This window comes from Arthrobacter sp. AOP29-A2-19 (assembly GCF_058138025.1).
Genome location: NZ_CM176894.1, coordinates 2704573 through 2721823, shown reverse-complemented (window position 1 = coordinate 2721823; position 17251 = coordinate 2704573). Strand labels below are relative to the sequence as shown.

At 70.8% G+C, this 17251-nt stretch carries 17 protein-coding genes; 7 read left to right on the top strand and 10 right to left on the bottom strand.

Annotated elements, in window-relative coordinates; translation table 11 throughout:
- Nucleotides 1-4: 4 nt before the first annotated feature.
- Nucleotides 5-613, top strand: a complete 609-nt coding sequence (locus AC3ZJJ_RS12550) for a DUF4126 domain-containing protein (protein ID WP_489892146.1) — start codon at nucleotides 5-7, stop codon at nucleotides 611-613.
- A gap of 45 nt (nucleotides 614-658) precedes the next feature.
- Complete coding sequence (locus tag AC3ZJJ_RS12545) at nucleotides 659-1171, top strand: hypothetical protein (RefSeq protein ID WP_489892145.1); 513 nt, start codon at nucleotides 659-661, stop codon at nucleotides 1169-1171.
- On the opposite strand, the gene tgt is transcribed toward AC3ZJJ_RS12545, so the two are convergent.
- Complete coding sequence (tgt, locus tag AC3ZJJ_RS12540) at nucleotides 1168-2460, bottom strand: tRNA guanosine(34) transglycosylase Tgt (RefSeq protein WP_489892144.1); 1293 nt, start codon at nucleotides 2458-2460, stop codon at nucleotides 1168-1170. The two genes, AC3ZJJ_RS12545 and tgt, sit on opposite strands and share 4 nt — an antisense overlap.
- Before the next feature lie 155 nt (nucleotides 2461-2615).
- Here tgt and AC3ZJJ_RS12535 point away from each other — a divergent pair, with 155 nt between their 5' ends.
- Nucleotides 2616-3689 (top strand): FUSC family protein, encoded by a 1074-nt coding sequence (locus AC3ZJJ_RS12535; protein ID WP_489892143.1) that lies wholly within the window; start codon nucleotides 2616-2618, stop codon nucleotides 3687-3689.
- On the opposite strand, the gene AC3ZJJ_RS12530 is transcribed toward AC3ZJJ_RS12535, so the two are convergent.
- A complete protein-coding gene (locus tag AC3ZJJ_RS12530) occupies nucleotides 3686-4567 on the bottom strand; it encodes a DUF6707 family protein (protein WP_489892142.1) in 882 nt (293 codons plus the stop codon). The genes AC3ZJJ_RS12535 and AC3ZJJ_RS12530 overlap by 4 nt on opposite strands.
- Before the next feature lie 7 nt (nucleotides 4568-4574).
- Complete coding sequence (locus AC3ZJJ_RS12525; RefSeq protein WP_489892141.1) at nucleotides 4575-5114, bottom strand: NUDIX hydrolase family protein; 540 nt, start codon at nucleotides 5112-5114, stop codon at nucleotides 4575-4577.
- Between the two features lie 241 nt (nucleotides 5115-5355).
- On the opposite strand from AC3ZJJ_RS12525, the gene AC3ZJJ_RS12520 reads away from it, so the two are divergent.
- Nucleotides 5356-6831: an MDR family MFS transporter gene (locus AC3ZJJ_RS12520; protein WP_489892140.1), complete on the top strand. Its 1476-nt coding sequence runs from the start codon at nucleotides 5356-5358 to the stop codon at nucleotides 6829-6831.
- A gap of 96 nt (nucleotides 6832-6927) precedes the next feature.
- Here AC3ZJJ_RS12520 and AC3ZJJ_RS12515 read toward each other — a convergent pair whose 3' ends face one another.
- Complete coding sequence (locus AC3ZJJ_RS12515; RefSeq protein WP_489892139.1) at nucleotides 6928-8043, bottom strand: NADH:flavin oxidoreductase/NADH oxidase; 1116 nt, start codon at nucleotides 8041-8043, stop codon at nucleotides 6928-6930.
- A 29-nt stretch (nucleotides 8044-8072) separates the two neighbouring features.
- Nucleotides 8073-8762 carry a VOC family protein gene (locus AC3ZJJ_RS12510; RefSeq protein WP_489892138.1) on the bottom strand — a complete coding sequence of 230 codons (690 nt, stop codon included), beginning with the start codon at nucleotides 8760-8762 and terminating at the stop codon, nucleotides 8073-8075.
- A gap of 83 nt (nucleotides 8763-8845) precedes the next feature.
- Between AC3ZJJ_RS12510 and AC3ZJJ_RS12505 the strand changes: the two genes are divergently transcribed.
- Nucleotides 8846-9469, top strand: coding sequence for a YdeI/OmpD-associated family protein (locus AC3ZJJ_RS12505; RefSeq protein WP_489892137.1), 624 nt, complete (start codon nucleotides 8846-8848; stop codon nucleotides 9467-9469).
- Here the strand turns inward: AC3ZJJ_RS12505 and AC3ZJJ_RS12500 are convergent.
- Genes AC3ZJJ_RS12500 through AC3ZJJ_RS12485 form a run of 4 tightly spaced genes read right to left on the bottom strand, consistent with a single transcriptional unit; the run spans nucleotide 9466 to nucleotide 14135 of the window.
- The gene (locus tag AC3ZJJ_RS12500; protein WP_489892136.1) at nucleotides 9466-10230 is read right to left on the bottom strand and encodes a glutamine amidotransferase; all 765 of its coding nucleotides are present in this window, start codon (nucleotides 10228-10230) and stop codon (nucleotides 9466-9468) included. The two genes, AC3ZJJ_RS12505 and AC3ZJJ_RS12500, sit on opposite strands and share 4 nt — an antisense overlap.
- Entirely contained in the window at nucleotides 10227-11342 is a 1116-nt protein-coding gene (locus AC3ZJJ_RS12495; RefSeq protein WP_489892135.1) for an ABC transporter ATP-binding protein, read from the bottom strand. The genes AC3ZJJ_RS12500 and AC3ZJJ_RS12495 overlap by 4 nt, the downstream gene beginning before the upstream one ends.
- Nucleotides 11339-13060: an ABC transporter permease gene (locus tag AC3ZJJ_RS12490; RefSeq protein WP_489892134.1), complete on the bottom strand. Its 1722-nt coding sequence runs from the start codon at nucleotides 13058-13060 to the stop codon at nucleotides 11339-11341. The genes AC3ZJJ_RS12495 and AC3ZJJ_RS12490 overlap by 4 nt, the downstream gene beginning before the upstream one ends.
- A 34-nt stretch (nucleotides 13061-13094) precedes the next feature.
- Nucleotides 13095-14135: an iron ABC transporter substrate-binding protein gene (locus AC3ZJJ_RS12485; RefSeq protein WP_489892133.1), complete on the bottom strand. Its 1041-nt coding sequence runs from the start codon at nucleotides 14133-14135 to the stop codon at nucleotides 13095-13097.
- 210 nt (nucleotides 14136-14345) lie between these two features.
- Between AC3ZJJ_RS12485 and AC3ZJJ_RS12480 the strand changes: the two genes are divergently transcribed.
- Both AC3ZJJ_RS12480 and AC3ZJJ_RS12475 read left to right on the top strand, forming a co-directional pair.
- The gene (locus tag AC3ZJJ_RS12480) at nucleotides 14346-15125 is read left to right on the top strand and encodes an SDR family NAD(P)-dependent oxidoreductase (protein WP_489892132.1); all 780 of its coding nucleotides are present in this window, start codon (nucleotides 14346-14348) and stop codon (nucleotides 15123-15125) included.
- A gap of 92 nt (nucleotides 15126-15217) precedes the next feature.
- Entirely contained in the window at nucleotides 15218-16396 is a 1179-nt protein-coding gene (locus AC3ZJJ_RS12475; protein ID WP_489895837.1) for an acyl-CoA dehydrogenase family protein, read from the top strand.
- Here AC3ZJJ_RS12475 and AC3ZJJ_RS12470 read toward each other — a convergent pair.
- Nucleotides 16393-17235, bottom strand: a complete 843-nt coding sequence (locus AC3ZJJ_RS12470) for a DUF1684 domain-containing protein (RefSeq protein WP_489892131.1) — start codon at nucleotides 17233-17235, stop codon at nucleotides 16393-16395. The two genes, AC3ZJJ_RS12475 and AC3ZJJ_RS12470, sit on opposite strands and share 4 nt — an antisense overlap.
- Nucleotides 17236-17251 lie beyond the last annotated feature (16 nt).

Here is a 17251-nt window from a genome sequence, read left to right as displayed (position 1 = left end):
GCCTATGGAATTCCTCACCGCGGCGGGACTGAGCTCGGCCGCCGGACTCAACGCGTACATACCCATGCTCGCGCTGGGGCTGCTGGACCGGTTCACGTCGCTCGTCAACCTTCCGGCGGGCTGGGAATGGCTGTCCAACGACTGGATGCTTTCCATTCTCGCCGTGCTGCTGGTGCTGGAGATCGTCGCCGACAAGATCCCGGTGGTGGACAGCATCAACGATTGGGTGCAGACCCTGGTGCGGCCGGCGGCCGGCGGGATCGTGTTCGCGTCGGGGCTGGGCTCCGAAACCGTGCGGGTCTCGGATCCAGAGGCGTTCTTCGCCGGCGACCAGTGGATCCCGGTGGTGATCGGGATCGGCATTGCCCTGGCGGTGCACCTGGTGAAAATGACCACGCGGCCCATCCTCAACGCGACGAGCGTCGGAACGGCCGCACCCGTGGTCAGCACGGCCGAGGACGGCGCCGCCATCGGGCTGGTGGCCGCGGCGATCTTCCTGCCCATCCTGGTCCTGGTGCTGCTCCTGGCGCTGGCCGGCCTGCTGGTGTGGCTGGTGCGCCGGTTCCGCCGCCCGAAGACACCGGGGACACCGTGGCAACGCTCCGTGGCGTGAGCCCGGACGGAGACAAAGCGGACAAACCTTGCCATGATCGAACCCATGGCTGACAGCGCTGAAGCACAACGGAAGCAAAACGACGGCCCCGACTCCGCCCACCGGCGGGACGCCGGGACCAGCGACGCGACGGTGGAGGCCCTCGGGAAGCTCTCGGAGGCCCTCGAGGTGGTGGAGCACGCCCGCGGGCTGCTCTACGGTTTCCACCGGCTGACCGGCACGGCCGACCTGGCCCTGGACGAGGCCGTCGACCTGCTGCGGGCGGCGGGGCACACGGAGCTCGCCGGGCGGGTGGAGCGGGAGATCATCGGGCGCAACGTCGTCCGTGGCCGGTGGACGTTCCAGATCGTCGAGGAATACGACGACGGCTACTACTCCGCGTTCAAGGAGCTAGAGCGCGGGGCCAGGGAGGAGCTCGCCGGGGGCAAGCGGCACCTGTTCGAGGCGGAGATGAAGGAGAGCCGCCGCTCGCACGGCCGCCCCCACCACGAGGCGCTCCCCTCCGACGTGGACGCGGACGTGGACGCGGACGAGGGCCGGGACGAGGGACGCGGCTAAAGGCCCTGCGGGTCCGGCATCCCCGCGTAGTAGGAGGCGAGCGTCCGCGCCTTGAGCTCGAAGAACGAGCCGTCGCCGATGGCGCGCCGGGCGTCGTCGACCAGCCGGACCACAAAGCGCTCGTTGTGGATGGAGATCAGCGTGTGGCTGAGCAGCTCCTTGGCCTTGAACAGGTGGTGGATGTAGGCCCGCGTGTAGTTCGTGCAGGTGTAGCAGTCGCAGCCCTCCTGCAGGGGCGTGAAGTCCTGCTTGTACCGCTGCCCGGACAGGTTGAAGCGCCCGTGGGGCGTGTAGAAGGCCGAGTTCCGCGCGACCCGCGTCGGGGAGACGCAATCGAACGTGTCCGCCCCGTTTTCGATGGCCGTGAACAGGTCGTCGGGCTCGGAGATGCCGAGCAGGTGGCGGGGCTTGTCTTCGGGCAGCACCTCCGCGCACCAGCCCACGATCGTGCCCAGGTTTTCCTTCTCGAGCGCGCCGCCGATTCCGAACCCGTCGAACACCATGGCGCCGAGGTCGGCGCAGGCCTTCCGCCGGAGATCCTCGAACTGGGCGCCCTGGATGACGCCGAACAGCGCCTGGTAGGGCTTGTCCCCGCGCTCGTCCGTCAGCCGGAAATGCTCCTCGATGCAGCGCTCCGCCCACAGGCGGGTGCGCTCCAGGGACTCCTCCTGGTAGGCCCGGGAATTGTGCAGGGTGGTCAGCTCGTCGAACGCGAACATGATGTCGGCGCCGATCCGGTGCTGGACGCCCATCGAGATCTCCGGAGAGAACCGGTGCATGTCCCCGTTGAGGTGCGACTTGAACCAGACGCCGTCGTCGTCCACGTTCGCCAGGCGCTCCTTGCCCGGCGCCACGGCGTCGTCGGCGCCCGACTGGTCCGCCGTGCCCATGTCTATGACCTTCTTGAAGCCCGATCCCAGGCTCATGACCTGGAACCCCCCGGAGTCCGTGAAGGTCGGCCCGTCCCAGTTCATGAACTTCCCCAGGCCGCCGGCCGCGTCCAGGATGTCCGCGCCCGGCTGGAGATAGAGGTGGTACGCGTTCGCCAGAACGGCCTGCGCCCCGAGCTCCCGGACCGATTCGGGAAGGACCGCCTTCACGCTCGCCTTAGTCCCGACGGCGATGAACGCCGGCGTCCGGATCTCTCCGTGCGGGGTGGTGATCGTCCCGGTGCGTCCCAGCAGCGGCGCACCGTCCGGCGCGGACAGGCGGGAGCCCACGGTGAAGGAAAAGTCGCCCTGGCGCGGATGGGCTGGGGCGGTCGCGGGGGGAGCAATGGATTCTGGCACCACACCAGTTTGCCGCACGCGGGACGGCGGCGGCGCCGGGCAGTCGGCTTGGTCACAACTGGCCCCGCGACGGCGGCGGGCGGGGGAGGCGGGCCGCGGGGCGCGCATAGGGTGGAAGGCACGAGCAACCGCCGCGGGACGGCACGAAGGGATCCATGAGCAATCCGCTTGGCTGGCGCCAGATATTCACCCTCGGCCCGGCGAACCGCGACCATCTGGTCGCCACTCGCGCCGCCCTGGGGGTGTTCCTCCCGCTGGTGATGCTGATGGCGCTGGACCGCCTGGACCTGGCGGTCTTCGCCATCTTCGCCGCCTTCACCGGAATCTACGGTCGCGCCCCTGCGCACCGGGACCGGCTGGGGGCGCAGCTCCGGTCCGGCGCGCTGCTGCTGGCCGTGATCCTGTTCGCGTGGCTGTCCTCGACCTTCCTCGTGGCCCACGGGACCCAAGCCGGCCTGTGGTCCGTCGTGGGCCTGACGACGCTGGTGGCGTGGGCCTGCTCCTTGGCCACGGGCTTCCTCGGCATTCGACCCGCGGGTTCGCTGTTCCACATTTTCGCGTTCGCGGCGATCACCTCGATTGCGCAGGTGCCCCCGTTCGTCGAGGCGATCGGCACCTCGGCCGCCGTCGTCCTCCTGTGCGTCCTCATCGGCGTGGGCGGGTGGCTGCTCCCGGGCCGCAGGACCCACTGGACCAGGGAAGAACGCCAGCCCCTGTCGCCGAACGTGCGCAAGGCCATCTGGATCGAGTCGATCGGCTACGTCCTGGCGGCCGGGATCGCCGGCTCCGCGGCGGCGTTGCTCGCGGGGCCGCTGTCCATGGGACACGGCTACTGGGCGATGGTCGCGGCGGTTGTGCCGCTCGCCGGACACACCACGCGCCACCGCGTCGCGCGGGGCATCCACAGGGTCCTGGGAACCATCGCCGGGCTGTTCGTGATGGCCGCCGTGATCCTGGTGGATCCGGGCCCGTGGGCCGTGGTGCTGTTCATCGGCCTGATGCAGTTCTGCGCCGAGATGCTCATTGCCCGCAACTACTTCTGGGCGCAGGTCTGCGTGACGCCGCTGGCGCTCGTGGGGACCGCCCTCGGCGCCGGCTTCAGCCCGGCGCTGCTGTACGACCGGATGCTCGAGACGGTCATCGGCGCCGTGATCGGCGTGGCCGTGGTGCTGGCCGGATCCGCCTACGGGAGGCGGATCCGGCGCAGCATGGGGCTGGGCGCGGCCTAGGCTTCCGGCTGGTCCGCTCCGCCGGGACCCGGCCGCAGCACGTCCAGTTCGTGCCGGATCATCCGGCCGAGCTCGTCCGCGTCCAGCGTCCGCGAGCCGCCGTGGGCGCGCAGGTGGAACAGCGCGTCGAGGCGCTGCGTCCGCCACTCGCGCTCCGATTCGGCGTCGTTCGCGGCGGCCGCGCGGTGGATCTCGCGGTCGAAGAGGTTCGGCGAGTCGAGCTGCCGCTGCCGCACCTGGGCGGACAGCTTGGACTTGAGCGGATCGTCCTCCACATGGTCGGTGGCCCGCAGCGCCTCGGCATAGTGCGAGGCTGCGTCGGGATCGCCGTCGTCCCCCGCGAGGTACGCGGCCATGGCGAGCGCCCCCTGGATGCTCTTCCAGCGGCCGAAGTTGCCGTCGAACGGCAGTTCCGTGAGGATGCCCAGGGCGCGCCAAGCGTTCGTACGGTCGTCGAGCTCGACCAGCAGGAGGTGTGCCAGGTTGCGGACATCCTCCAGCTGCGAGCCCGACTTGGCGTTGAAGCCGCGGCTGAGCCGGGCCACCGGGGCCAGGACGCGCTGGTCCCACGGGTACTCGCGCGCTATGGAAATCAGGACGGCCTCGGCCGAACCGTCCTCCACCGGGATGACGGTGAGCTCGTCCAGGGTCGCCTCGGGCGGCGGCTCGGTGGTGTGGACGCGCAGCGACGAGCCGCACGCGATGGTGACCTTCTGTCCGCTCTCCAGCGTCGCCTCGATGTAGGCGGGCGTGCCGAAGCTGTCCTGGACGGTGCGCAGGCCGACGACGGGCAGGCTCGGGGTGCCGGTGCGGGTGATGAAACGATTGCCGGGCGCGACCTTTTCGGCGCGGACGGACCTGATGTAGCTCTGCTCCACGATGTTCCTAGCGGCACCAGCCGACGTGTGCCAACGCCTGCCGGATCAAGTTTCCGCGGCCGCCCTGGAACTCGTCCTGGACGTCCGGGCTGAGGGCGTCCTCCGGGCTCAGCCAGGTGAGCTCGAGGGCGTCCTGCCGGGGGCTGCACTCGCCGCGCACGGGGATGATGTAGGCCAGCGACACGGCGTGCTGCCGGTCGTCGGTCAGCCCGGTCTCCGACGGAGAGGGGAAGTATTCGGCCACGGTGAAGGGAACGGGGCTGGCCGGCAGCTGCGGCATGGCCATGGGGCCGAGGTCCTTTTCCATATGCCGGACCAGGGCGGCACGAATGGTCTCGCGGTACATCACGCGTCCGGAGACGAACGTGCGGGTGAACTGCGCGTCCGCGTCCGCCGTGTACAGCAGGCCGATCTCGTTCACGTACCCGAGCGGATCCAGGCGCACCGGGATCGCCTCGACATACAGGATCGGAAGGCGCTGGCGGGCCTCGTAGAGATCCTCGTCGGAAAGCCAGCCGGGGTAGGGGTCGGGGGTGCGCACGTTCATACGTCATGTTTATCCCATTGGGGCGGCGAGGGCACGCCCCCATCCCGTGCGGAGGCGGATTGCCCCGGAAGCGAACACGCGCGGAATACCGTGGCGCCCCGACGGGTTACGCTAGATGGTCGCGGCGCGAAGCCCATGCCCGGCCGCCCCGCTCCACCCCGGCCCGGCAGCCCGCCGCCACCTCCCCGCCATACCTTTGAAGCCCGCCACCCATGGGCGCCCTTGCGAACAGGATCCTTCCGTGCAGCACACGAGCAATCCCGGCCCACCCGCCGCAACTGCCGACCCGACCCGGCTCACCGCCTCCTCGCGGACCACGATCGGCGTGCTTCTGGTCGCCTCCTTTGTGGTCATCCTCAACGAGACCATCATGAACGTGGCGCTGCCGCGGCTGATGGTGGCCTTCTCCGTCTCCGCCGACGCCGTCCAGTGGCTCGCCACGGCCTTTATGTTGACCATGGCCGTCGTCATCCCGACCACCGGCTACCTCCTCCAGCGCTTCTCGGTCCGCACCGTCTTTGTGCTCGCCATGGGACTGTTCTCGGTGGGAACCCTGCTCGCGGGCCTGGCCCCCGGCTTCGAGGTCCTGCTGGGCGCGCGCGTGATCCAGGCCAGCGGCACGGCCATCATGCTGCCGCTGCTGATGACCACCATCCTCAACCTGGTGCCCCCGTCGCGCCGCGGCGCGATGATGGGCAACGTCAGCATCGTGATCTCCGTGGCGCCGGCGATCGGCCCCACACTGTCCGGCCTGATCCTGCAGTTCCTCGAGTGGCGCTTTATGTTCCTGCTGGTCCTGCCGATCGCCGTTGCCGCGCTGCTCATCGGCGCGCCGCGGCTGAACAACACGGCCGAGGCAGGCGACATGCCGTTCTCCGTTCCCTCGGTCCTGCTGTCCATCCCCGGGTTCGGCGGCCTGGTCTACGGCCTGAGCAAGATCGGCGGCGGGCACGACGGCGCCGCGGCGCAGGGTCCCGACGCCGGTGCGCTCGCGGCCCTCGCCGTGGCGGTCGTCTGCCTGGCGGCCTTCACGTTCCTGCAGCTGCGGCTGCAGCGCACCGACCAGGCCGTGCTCGACCTGCGTCCCTTCACCTACCGGCCGTTCACGCTGTCGCTGCTCCTGATGGTGCTGGCCATGGTGGCCCTGTTCGGCGTGATCATCCTGCTGCCCATCTACCTGCAGAACGTCCGCGGCCTGGACACCCTGGGGACCGGGCTCCTGCTGCTGCCCGGCGGGCTGCTCATGGGCCTCCTGGCGCCCTTCGTCGGGCGGCTCTACGACCGGGTCGGCCCGCGCCCGCTGATGGTTCCCGGCTCGCTGCTGCTCACGGCCGTGTTGTTCGCCTACTCCCAGCTGACGCCCCAGACCCCGGTCTGGATGCTGGTCGGAATGCACCTGCTGATGTCGCTGAGCTTCGCGTTCCTCTTCACGCCCGCGTTCACCACGGGCCTGAACCCCCTGCCGCACCACCTTCATTCGCACGGCTCGGCGGTGCTCAGCACGCTGCAGCAGCTCGGCGGCGCCGCGGGCACCGCCCTGCTGGTGGGCATCATGGCCTCCTCCACGGCCGTGGCCGCGGCCGCCGGCGCCGAACCGGTCGCCGCGCAGGTGGAGGGCTTTCGCCACGGTTTCCTGGCCGCCGCGATCGTGAGCGTCGGGGTCGTTGTGCTCTCGACCATGCTCAGCAAGCCCAAGGCGGAGGAACCCGCCCACTAGGGCGGGCCCGTCCCGCCGCGCGGGATGCGCCGGACAAACGGCAGGTGCCCCTCTCAACAAAGAGGGGCACCTGCCGTTTGCTGTGTCCGCCCTGACCTACCAGTCGGCACGCCAGTACTGGTCGGCGCGCGGGTTGTTGTCCCGGCCGACGCCGAGCTCCTTGGCGGCCTGCGCCGGCCACTGGGGCTGCACGAGCGCCGCGCGCCCGATGCTGATGCCGTCGGCGCGGCCCTCGGCCAACACGTCCTCGGCGTGGGCCGCGTCCCGGATCAGGCCGACCGCGGTGACGAACGAGTCGGTGCCCTCCAGGGCCTCGCGCACGGCCGTGGCCAGCGGGACCTGGTAGCCGGGGCCCGACGGGCCGTGGAAGGCGCCGATGCCGCCGCTGGAAAGATCGAAGACGGTGACGCCGAGCTCGCGCGCCTCGCGGACCAGCCGGACCGTGTCCGCGATGCGCCAGCCGCCGTCGACCCAGTCCTCGCCGGAGAGCCGGATGGCCAGCGCCTTGTGCTCCGGCCACACCTCGCGCACCGCGGCGATGACCTCGCGGGCGTAGCGGGTGCGGTTCTCGAAGCTTCCGCCGTAGGCGTCGGTGCGCTGGTTGGTCAGCGGGGAGAGGAACTGGTGGATCAGGTAGCCGTGCGCCGCGTGGAGCTGCACCACGTCGAAGCCGGCGGCGTCCGCGCGCCGGGCGGCCTCGGCCCAGGAACGCACCGACTCGGCGATCTCCTCCACGGTCATGCCGCGCGGCGACGCCAGCTCGTGGATCTCGGTGGGCGAGGGGCCCACCGTCTCCCAGCCGCCCTCGTCGGCCGGGATCGAGCCTCGGGCGCCGGATGCCGCGGCCTCCGGAAGCCACGGGTAGGTGGACGCCTTGGCGCCGGCGTGGCCCAGCTGGATGCCGGCGGCGGCGCCCTGGGAATGGATGAAGTCGACGATCGGGGCCCACGCGTCGCGCTGGGCGTCGTTCCAGAGGCCGGTGTCCTGGTCGGAGATGCGTCCCTCCGGCACCACGGCCGTGGCCTCCGTGTAGACGATGCCGAAGCCGCCGGCCGCGCGGGCGCCAAGGTGCATCAGGTGCCACGAGTGGGGGATCCCGTCCTTCGCGGTCACGGAATACTGGCACATCGGGGCAAGGGCGGTGCGGTTGCGCAGGCTCAGTCCGGAGCCGTCGGGGGTGGTCAGGGTCGCGGGTTCGAAAAGTAGTGGCACGCCTGTTGCCAACGGGCGCCGCGCCGCGGCTATTCCCCGGCGGGCCATTCGTTGACCCAGATCTCCTCGCCGCCGTCGGGGTTCGCCACCTTCACGGTTCGGCCGAACGCCTCCTGGTCCAGGCGCGCGGAGAATCCGGCCGAGGCGAGCCGCTCGAGGAGTTGTTGCGCGTCGCCGTCGTACTCGAAGGAGAGCGCGACGCCGGGCGCGGTCCCGGCGTGGACGCCCACCATGCCGCCGTTTTTGGCGCCGAGCTGTGTCCAGCCGTCGCCCGGAACCAGCGTCTTCGCGCCGAGGTTCCGCAGTGTCTGCGCGGCCCCGCCGACGTCGGGCGTCCTCCAGACGGGCATCACGTGGACGGACGCGTCCGCCGAGGCGGGCTCGGGGCGTTCCTTCTCCACGTCGGCGATCATGGCCAGCCCGTCGGGCCCGGACATGGCGGCAGTGCGGCCGTACTCGGATGCGCGGATGTCGACGTCGGTGCCCGCCTCGCGGGTGCGGCGCACGAACTCGTCCAGGTTCCCCACCTCGAACGCGAGCAGCGAGTCGCCGCCGGCGGCGTCGGCGGCCGATGCGCGCTGCAGGGCCACGCGGCCGTGGAGCGAATCGAACTCCAGCCAGTCCCCGAAATCAAGGGCCCTGACGAGTCCCAGGCCCTCCAGCAGGCGTGCCCAGTCGTCGATGTGGTCCGTGTAGTGGATGGGGCGCAGTCGCAGCATGCCTCGATGCTAGCCCCGGAAGACCCGCGGCGACACCCGCGCGGCCTCTGGACACGGGGCGCGGGACTTGGTGGAGTGGGGCCATGGCCACCCTCCTTCCCGAACTTCTTGTCCCCGATTCCGCCGCATGGCGGGCCTGGCTCGCGGAGCACCATGCGGCCAGTCCGGGCGTCCGCCTGGTCCTGCACAAAAAGGGTGGCGAGGTGACGTCGCTCGCCTACGCGCAGGCGGTCGAGGACGCGTTGTGCTTCGGGTGGATCGACGGGCAGGCCAGCCCGCGCGACGAGGGCAGCTACTGCGTCCGCGTGACGCCGCGGACCAAGACCAGCAAGTGGTCCGCCGTCAACGTGGGACGGGTGGAGCGGTTGAGTGACGCCGGACTGATGCAGCCGGCCGGCTTGGCCGCCGTCGCGGCGGCCCGGGCGGACGGCCGCTGGGACGCCGCCTACGTGGGCGCCGCGACGGCGGAGCCGCCCCCCGCGTTCCTGGACGCCATCGAGGCCAACCCGGCGGCGAGGGAGGCCTACGCGCGGCTGAACAGCACCAACCGCTACGCCATCTACTACAGGATCCAGTCGGTCAAGCGGGAGGAGACGCGCGTGCGCAAGGCGGGGGAGTTCGCCGAGATGCTCGCCCGCGGGCAGGCGCCCTACGCCCAGGACGGGTTCGAGGTGGCGCCGACGCGCCGGGGGCGTACGGGGGCCTAGCCGCCATAGCGCGCGACGAAGTTGCGCAGGATCGCTCCGGGCCAGCGGACGTCGGCGCCGTAGGCGAGTTCGGTGAGGGCGGCGGCGTCCGACGGCGGGAAGTAGCCGGCGTCCTTGTAGATCTCGATGCGCGTGGCCAGTCCCCGGGCGTCGAGCTCGGGGTGGAACTGCGTGGCATAGAGGTTGTCCCCGAACCGGAACATCTGCACGGGGCAGGTCGGGGATCCCGCCAGCAGCACCGCGTGCTCCGGCAGCGACGCGACGGCCTCCTTGTGCCCCACGAAGGCCGTGAACGTCTCCGGCATCCCGGCGGTCAGCGGGTCGCGGCGTCCGGCCTCGCTGAGCGTCACCTCGGTGGTGCCCACGGGCTCGCCGTGGGTGCGGTCCAGCAGGGCGCCCTGATGGGTGCCCAGGGTCCCGACGCCGTAGCAGGCGCCGAGAAACGGGAAGTCGCGTTCGACGACGACGTCGAGGAGGAGGGCCAGCTCCGACTCGACGCGCAGCTGCGTGGCGGACTTGGACGCGCGCGGGTCCGACGCGTTGAACGGGCTTCCCCCGACCATGATGCCCGCGTACGCGTCCAGCGCGGCGACGCGGTCCCGCGGGTCCTCCGCCAGCAGCGGTTCGGGCAGGGAGCCGTGGTCCAGCCGGACCACCTCCAGGCGGTCGGCGTCCAAGCCGGCGAGCTCGAGGAAGCCGCGCACCTCGTCCTCGGCCGCGTCGTCCTCGGGCCGGGTGGACAGCAGCAGGAACGGTTTCACGCCCGCGCCCCGTTTCCGGACACGGGGAAGGCCACGCCCTCGCCCACCACACGGAGATAGACCTGGGCCCCGGGCCGCGCCAGTCCCGCGTTCCAGTGCCGAATGCTGATGGTCTGCGGCGTACCGGCGTGTCCCGCGCGGGCGTCCAGCAGGATCTTCACCGTGACCTCGGGCCCAAAATAGTCCGTTTCCACGATGGTGCCGTGGATGTCGCCGCTGCCGCTGATGCGAATCTGTTCCGGCCTGAGCAACAGCTTCATCGCCCCCTGGCCCGGGGGCAGGCGGACCGGGATGTGTCCCAGCGCGCACGTGGCCAGCGACCCCTGGAGGTCCGCGTCGAGGATGACCGCGTCTCCCAGGAACTCGGCCGTGGCCAGATCGATTGGCCTGGTGTAGACCACGAACGGGGCGCCGACCTGGGCCAGCACGCCGTCGCGCATGATGGCCACCTGGTCCGCGAAGGACAGGGCCTCGGACTGGTCGTGCGTGACCAGGATGGTGGTGACGCGCGCGGCGGCCAGCGTCTGGGCGACCGCCTTCCGCGTGGCCACGCGCAGGCCGGCGTCGAGCGCGGAGAACGGCTCGTCGAGCAGCATCAGCTCCGGCTCGCGGGCCAGCGCCCGGGCCAGCGCCACGCGCTGCTGCTGGCCGCCGGAGAGCTGGTCCGGTCGCCTTTGGGCGTATTCGGGACCCAGCGAGACCATGTCGAGCAGTTCCGCGACCCGGTCCCTGGACGCGGTCCCGCGGTACCGCTTGCGGTCCAGGCCGAACGCAACGTTCTCGCCGACGTCGAGGTGCGGGAAGAGGGCGCCGTCCTGCGCCACGTATCCCACGTTGCGCCGATGCGCCGGAACCAGCAGCCCGCCGTCGGCCACCAGCCCGCCGTTGAGTTCCACGGTGCCGGAGTCCGGCGACTCGAATCCAGCGATCATGCGCAGGAGCGTTGTCTTGCCCGAGCCGGAGGGCCCGACGACGGCGGTGGTCACCCCGCGCTGGACGTCGAGGTCGATCCCGCGCAGAACCTGGGTGGAACCGAAGGACTTGCGCACGCCGCGGATGCGGACGTGGTTGTCCGGGGCCCCCGGGCCGGCGAGAGTGGGAGAGGTGGTCACTGAAGGACTCCAGGGGTTGTCTTGGTGTCGCGGCGGGCGGCAGCCGCCGCCGCGGTCCCGCCGGGCACGGGCCGGGCGGATTCCCATGGGGGAGGGGAGGCTGGCGAAGCGGCGCCAACCGGCGCGGGGCGGGCGGGCGCGCGGCCGGCCAGCGAGCGGTTCGACTGGGCGTAGAGCAGGTAGGTCATGGGGAGCGACAGGACCACCAGCAGCAGCGCGTAGGGCGCGGCGCCGGTGTAGTCGATCTCGTTGGTGAGCGACCAGAACGACGTCGCGAGGGTGCGGACACCGTTGGGGGCCAGCAGGAGCGTGGCGGTGAGTTCGTTCGCGATCCCCAGGAACACCAGTGCCGCCCCGCCCAGCGCGGCCGGCGCCACCAGGGGCAGCGTCACTGACGCGAAGGCCCGCAGCGGCGAGCGGCCCAGGGAGCGTGCCGCCTCTTCGAGCTCCCGCGGCGTCTGCGCCAGACCCGCGCGGAGGTTCACGAGCGCCCGGGGGAGGAACAGCAGGACGTAGGCGGTGACCGCCAGCGGGGCCGTCTGGTACAGCGGCCGGGCCCACGACACGGCGACCGTCACGAACGCGAGCGCCACGACGATTCCGGGGAGCGAGGACGTGACGTAGTTGCAGGCCTCGAGCAGGCGCGTGAGGCGGCCGTTGTGCCGCACGGCCAACCAGGCGATCGGGAACGCCGCCATGGTGGTGATGGCGGCGCCGGCAAGCCCGTACCCCAGTGTCTGGGCGAGCGAGGGCCCGATTCGTTCCCAGTCCCAGACCGCGCCCCCGCCGAGGGCGAGCCAGCGCACGATGTTGCCCAGCGGGACGCCCAGGGCGGTGCCCAGGAACGCCAGGACCCCGAGGACGGCCGGGATCCGGCACCCACCGAGCTCCAGCCGCCGGGGGCGCGTGGCGACCCCGGATCCGATGCGGGCGTAGCGCGCGCTGCCGCGGACCGAGGCCTCTGTGAGCAGCAGGAGCGCACACATCAGGACCAGGACGGCCGCGAGCGAGTTTGCGGCGGCACCGTTGAAGGTGGACTGGTATTGCTGCATGATCGCGGTCGTGAAGGTGTTGAACCTGATCATGGAGAAGGCGCCGAACTCGGCCAGCTGGTGCAGCGCGACCAGGAGGGCTCCGCCGGTGAGGGGCAGCCACAGTTGGGGAAGGACGACGGCGAAGAACCGCCGCCACGGTCCGAACCCCAGCGACGCCGCGGACTGTTCCAGCGCGGGGTCCATCGAGCGCAGCGTGGCGGCCACGGGGATGTAGACCACCGGGTAGTAGGACAGCACGGTGATCAGCACACCGCCGCCGATGCCGTGCAGGGAGGGGATCACGGACACCCACGCGTAGCTGTTCACGAACGCAGGCACGGCCAGCGGCGCCGCGAGCAGGAGGGCGAACGCCCGCGCCGCCGGAAGGGTGGTGCGCTCCACAGTCCAGGCGGCCGCCACGCCGATCACCACGCACAGCGGGACGCTCAGCGCCACGAGGGAGACGGTGTTCCAGAGGAGCTCGCCCACGCGGGGGCGGAAGATCAAGGCCGACGCGGTCTCCCAGCCCGTCGCGACGCTCATGGCCACAACAAAGGCGAGCGGCACCAGGGTCAGGGCAGTGGTGGCCAGCGCCACAGCAACGACCGGCCGCGGCGCACGTCGGGCGTGGCGCCGGGCCGGTCGAGGCTGTGGGCGGCGGGTTGCCGCCGCGGGTTGTTGCATAAAGTAAGCGTAGTGCCCGGGTCTCTGCCGCGATCTACAGCAGCCCGGCGTTGGTCATCAGCTCGACGACCTTGGTGCCGTTGAGCTTGGCGGGGTCGATGGCGGGGGCCTCCAGCTTCTCCAGTGGTTCCAGGCCCTCGCGCGGGGACACTCCGCCTCCGATCGCGTACTCCCAGTCGGACCCGGAGTTCATCGTCTCCTGACCGGCCTTGGAGGTGATGAACTCCAGGAACTTCATGGCGTCCGCCTGCTGATCGGAGGACGCCAGCACGCCGCCGCCGGAGACGGACAGGAACGCGCCCGGATCCTGGTTGCGGAAGTAGTGCATGCCGACCTTGTCCGAGTTCTCGCCCGTCTTGGCCTGGTCCCCGAAATAGTAGTAGTGGTAGATGACCGCGGCGTCGACCTCGCCGACGTTGACGGCCTTCATCGCGGCGCCGTTCTTGGGGTAGATCTTGGCCCCTTCCTTGAGCCCCTCCAACCATGCGGCCGTGGCCTCCTCGCCCTTGAGTTCGAGCATCGCGGAGACGATCGCCTGGAAGTCGGCGCCGGCGGCCGCCGCGCCCCAGCGACCCGCCCACGCGGGATCCTGGAGGTCCAGAAGCGAGGCGGGAAGGTCGGCCTCGGAGACGTTGTCCTTGTTGTAGACCAGAACGGTGGAGCGCGCGGCAACCCCAGTCCACTTGCCCGACGACGGGCGGAACTCCTCGGGGATGTTCTCCTTGACCGCGTCGCTGACGTCGGCGAACAGGCCCGCGTTCTCCACCTGCGTCATTGCGGGGGAGTTCTCGGTGATGAAGACGTCGGCGGGGGAGGCGTCGCCCTCGGCGACAATCTGGTTGCTCATCTCGGTGTCGCTGCCCTGGCGGACCGTGACTTCGATGCCCGTCTCCTGGGTGAACGCATCGATCCACGCCTGGGTCATGGTCTCGTGCTGGGCGTTGTAGACCGTGATGCCCTCCGCGTCGGAGCCGGAGCCGGACGCTTCGGTCGAGGGGGCGGCGCCGCCGCAGGCGGCGAGACCCAGGAGGGACGCCAGGGCAAGGGCGGCGGTGGCCGAGCGCTTGAGGTTCATGGGTGTTGCCTTTCGGAAGTGCGCCGCATCACGTCGAAACGGCGAAACCAAGGATGGCATGAATTACGCCACCCCCGCATTTCCGAATATCCAATATGACGGTTAGGTGCGCCTGTCCTTGGCTCGGTGGTGGTGTGTTTGCCGTCACAGTAGAGTGAATGGGAGTTAGTGCCCATTAACCGAGCGCCGTTCGCCGGCACAGGAGGAACCATGAGGATTGCCGAGGGAACCGCCCTAGTCACGGGAGGTGCGTCCGGATTGGGCGCGGCCACGGCCAAGGTCCTGTACGACGCCGGGGCGCACGTGGTGATCGTCGATCTACCGTCCTCGGACGGGGCCGGCGCCGCGTCCCGGCTCGGCGAACGAGCCCGCTTCGCGGCCGCGGATGTGACGGACGAATCCCAGGTCCGCGCCGCGGTCGGCCTGGCGTCGTCCCTCGGGCCCCTGCGCGTCGCGGTCAACTGTGCCGGCGTTGCCACCCCCGGAAAGGTTCTTGGCCGCGAGGGCGTGCTTCCGCTGGACGCGTTCGAGAGGGTCGTGCGGGTCAACCTCGTTGGCACCTTCAACGTGCTCCGGCTGGCGGCGGAGGCCATGGCGGCCACGGAGCCCGTCGTGGATCCGGAAACGGGCACGGCGGAGCGCGGGGTGATCGTCAACACCGCGTCCGTCGCCGCCTTCGACGGCCAGATCGGCCAGCCGGCATATGCGGCGTCGAAGGGCGCCGTCGCCGCCATGACGCTGCCGATCGCACGCGAGCTGGCGGCCAGCCTCATCCGCGTCGTCACGATCGCGCCGGGCATCTTCGAGACCCCCATGCTGGCCGGGCTGCCGCGGGAGGCGCAGGACTCGCTCGGACGGCAGGTGCCGCATCCGGCCCGCCTGGGCAAGCCGGCCGAATATGCGGCGCTCGTTGCTCACATCGTCGGCAACCAGATGCTGAACGGCGAAACCATCCGGCTGGACGGCGCCATTCGCATGGCGCCGAGGTAGGCGCCGTGGCCCGCCACCACGGCCCGGCCTCGGGGATCCCCGCCGCCCGAAGCCGCCCCGAGAGTCCCGACCACGCGGACGAGGGTGCGCCCATGGGCCGCGCCGCGGCCTCCGCGGGACTGCCCGACGCCGATTTCCTGGCAGTGGAGACGCAGTTGTCTCCCCGCGAGCGCCTCAAGCTGGCGGAGGTGCGCGAGTTCCTGGACCGGGAGGTGGTCCGGCACGCGGCGCAGTGGTGGAACCGTGAGGAGTTCCCGCACCATCTGCTGGGCCAGCTCGGCGAGCTGGGGATCAGCACCCCCACCCGGCATGGCTACTCCCACCTGTTCCACGGCCTGGTGATCGCGGAACTCAGCCGGGCGGACGCCTCCCTCGCGACGTTCTTTATGATCCACCACGACCTTTTCGTCGAGTCGCTTCACGACTTCGGGACGGACCGGCAGCGGGCCCTCTACCTGGAGGACGCCGCCGCGCTGCGGACCACCGGCGCCTTTGCCCTGACAGAGCCGGACCACGGCTCCGACGTCGCCCGGGGCATGGAGACCACGGCCCGGCGCGACGGGGACGAATGGGTACTGAACGGCCGGAAGCGATGGATCGGCAACGGGACCTTCTGCGACCACATGCTGCTGTGGGCGCAGGACGCGGACTCGCGCGAGGTGCGCGGGTTCGTTCTGGACACCTCGCTGCCCGGCTTCAGCGCGACGCGGATCGAGAACAAGATCGCGTTGCGCACCGTGCAGAACGCGGACATCGTGTTGGAGAACGTCAGGGTCTCCGAACTGGACAGGTTCCCGGGCATCGATTCGTTCGCGGACACAAACCAGCTGTTGCGCTCCAGCCGGATCATGGTGGGCTGGGTGGCTGTGGGACAGCAGCTGGCGGCGTTCGACGTCGCCCGCGACTACGTGCTGGAGCGGCGGCAGTTCGGGCGGCCCCTGGCATCCTTCCAACTTGTGCAGCAGCAACTTGTCCAGATGCTGGGCAACGCCACCGCGTCGCTGGCGATGATGGCTCAGCTGGCCACGCTGCAGTCCGGTGGGCGCGAGGACATGCCGCAGGCGGCCCTGGCCAAGTCCTTCACGACGCTCCGGATGCGCGAGACCGTGGCTACCGGCCGGGCCCTGCTTGGCGGCAACGGGATTGTCACGGACCGGAGGATGGCTAAGATCTTCGCCGACGCCGAGGCGATCTTCACCTACGAGGGCACCTACGACATCAATTCGCTGATCGTGGGCCGTGCCGTCACGGGGATCTCCGCGTTCGGCTAGGCCCCGCGGCCGCCCGCGCCCGACGCCGCGACCGGGCGGGCCGCGGGGAGCCGCTCCCCGGCCGTCACGGCCAGATCCAGGCGGTTTCCCTCGATCGGCGCGGGGCACACGGCGAAGGGGCTGAACGCGAACGGATAGTCCAGTGTCCGGTTGAAGTCCAGCGAGACGGTCCCGTCGTCCGCCGGCGGGGGCACGTGGAGGAATCTCCAAGCCGGTGTCGATTCGCCGTTGGTCAGGTCGTGGAAGGACAGGAGCAGCGCCCCGGCTCCGCCGTCTTCCGCGGTGAGCCGGTGTTCGCGTCCGCCGGCCCGGAAAACGATGTCGCCGACCGCCGTCGTCGTCAACCGCGCGTCCTCGCGGTAGCTGGCGATGTCAATGGTCCGCGCCTCGCCGTACGGCCGGAAACGTCCGGTGAGCGCCCAGGCGGGGTCGTGGCCGAAGGTGGGGACGGAGACCATGGCCTCGAGGGCGGGAGTCCGGCGCTCGCGGGTGCGCACCATGTAGCGCGAATCCCGAAGGCCCAGCTCGACGATGGTCGAGCCATGCCGCACCCAGTTGACCGATTCGCCCTCCGCCAAGGTCCGGACCAGGGTGCCGTCCAGCGGTTCCGGCGCCCCCGCCGCGGCGGAACCGGCGTCGTGCGCATGGATACCGTCGGCGGCCAGCGCATCCAGCCGCGCCTCGGTTCCGTCCGCGCTCCATCGGCCGGGGAACAGGTCGATGGGCCCGGGCTTCGGGGGGAGCCACTGGAAGGACGTCACGGTCAACCAGCCGTATTCCGCGGTCAGCGACTGCTCGCGGAGTCGGCGCCAGCGCTTCCAGGATTCGTCGTCTGCCATGGACCAAGTCTGCCAC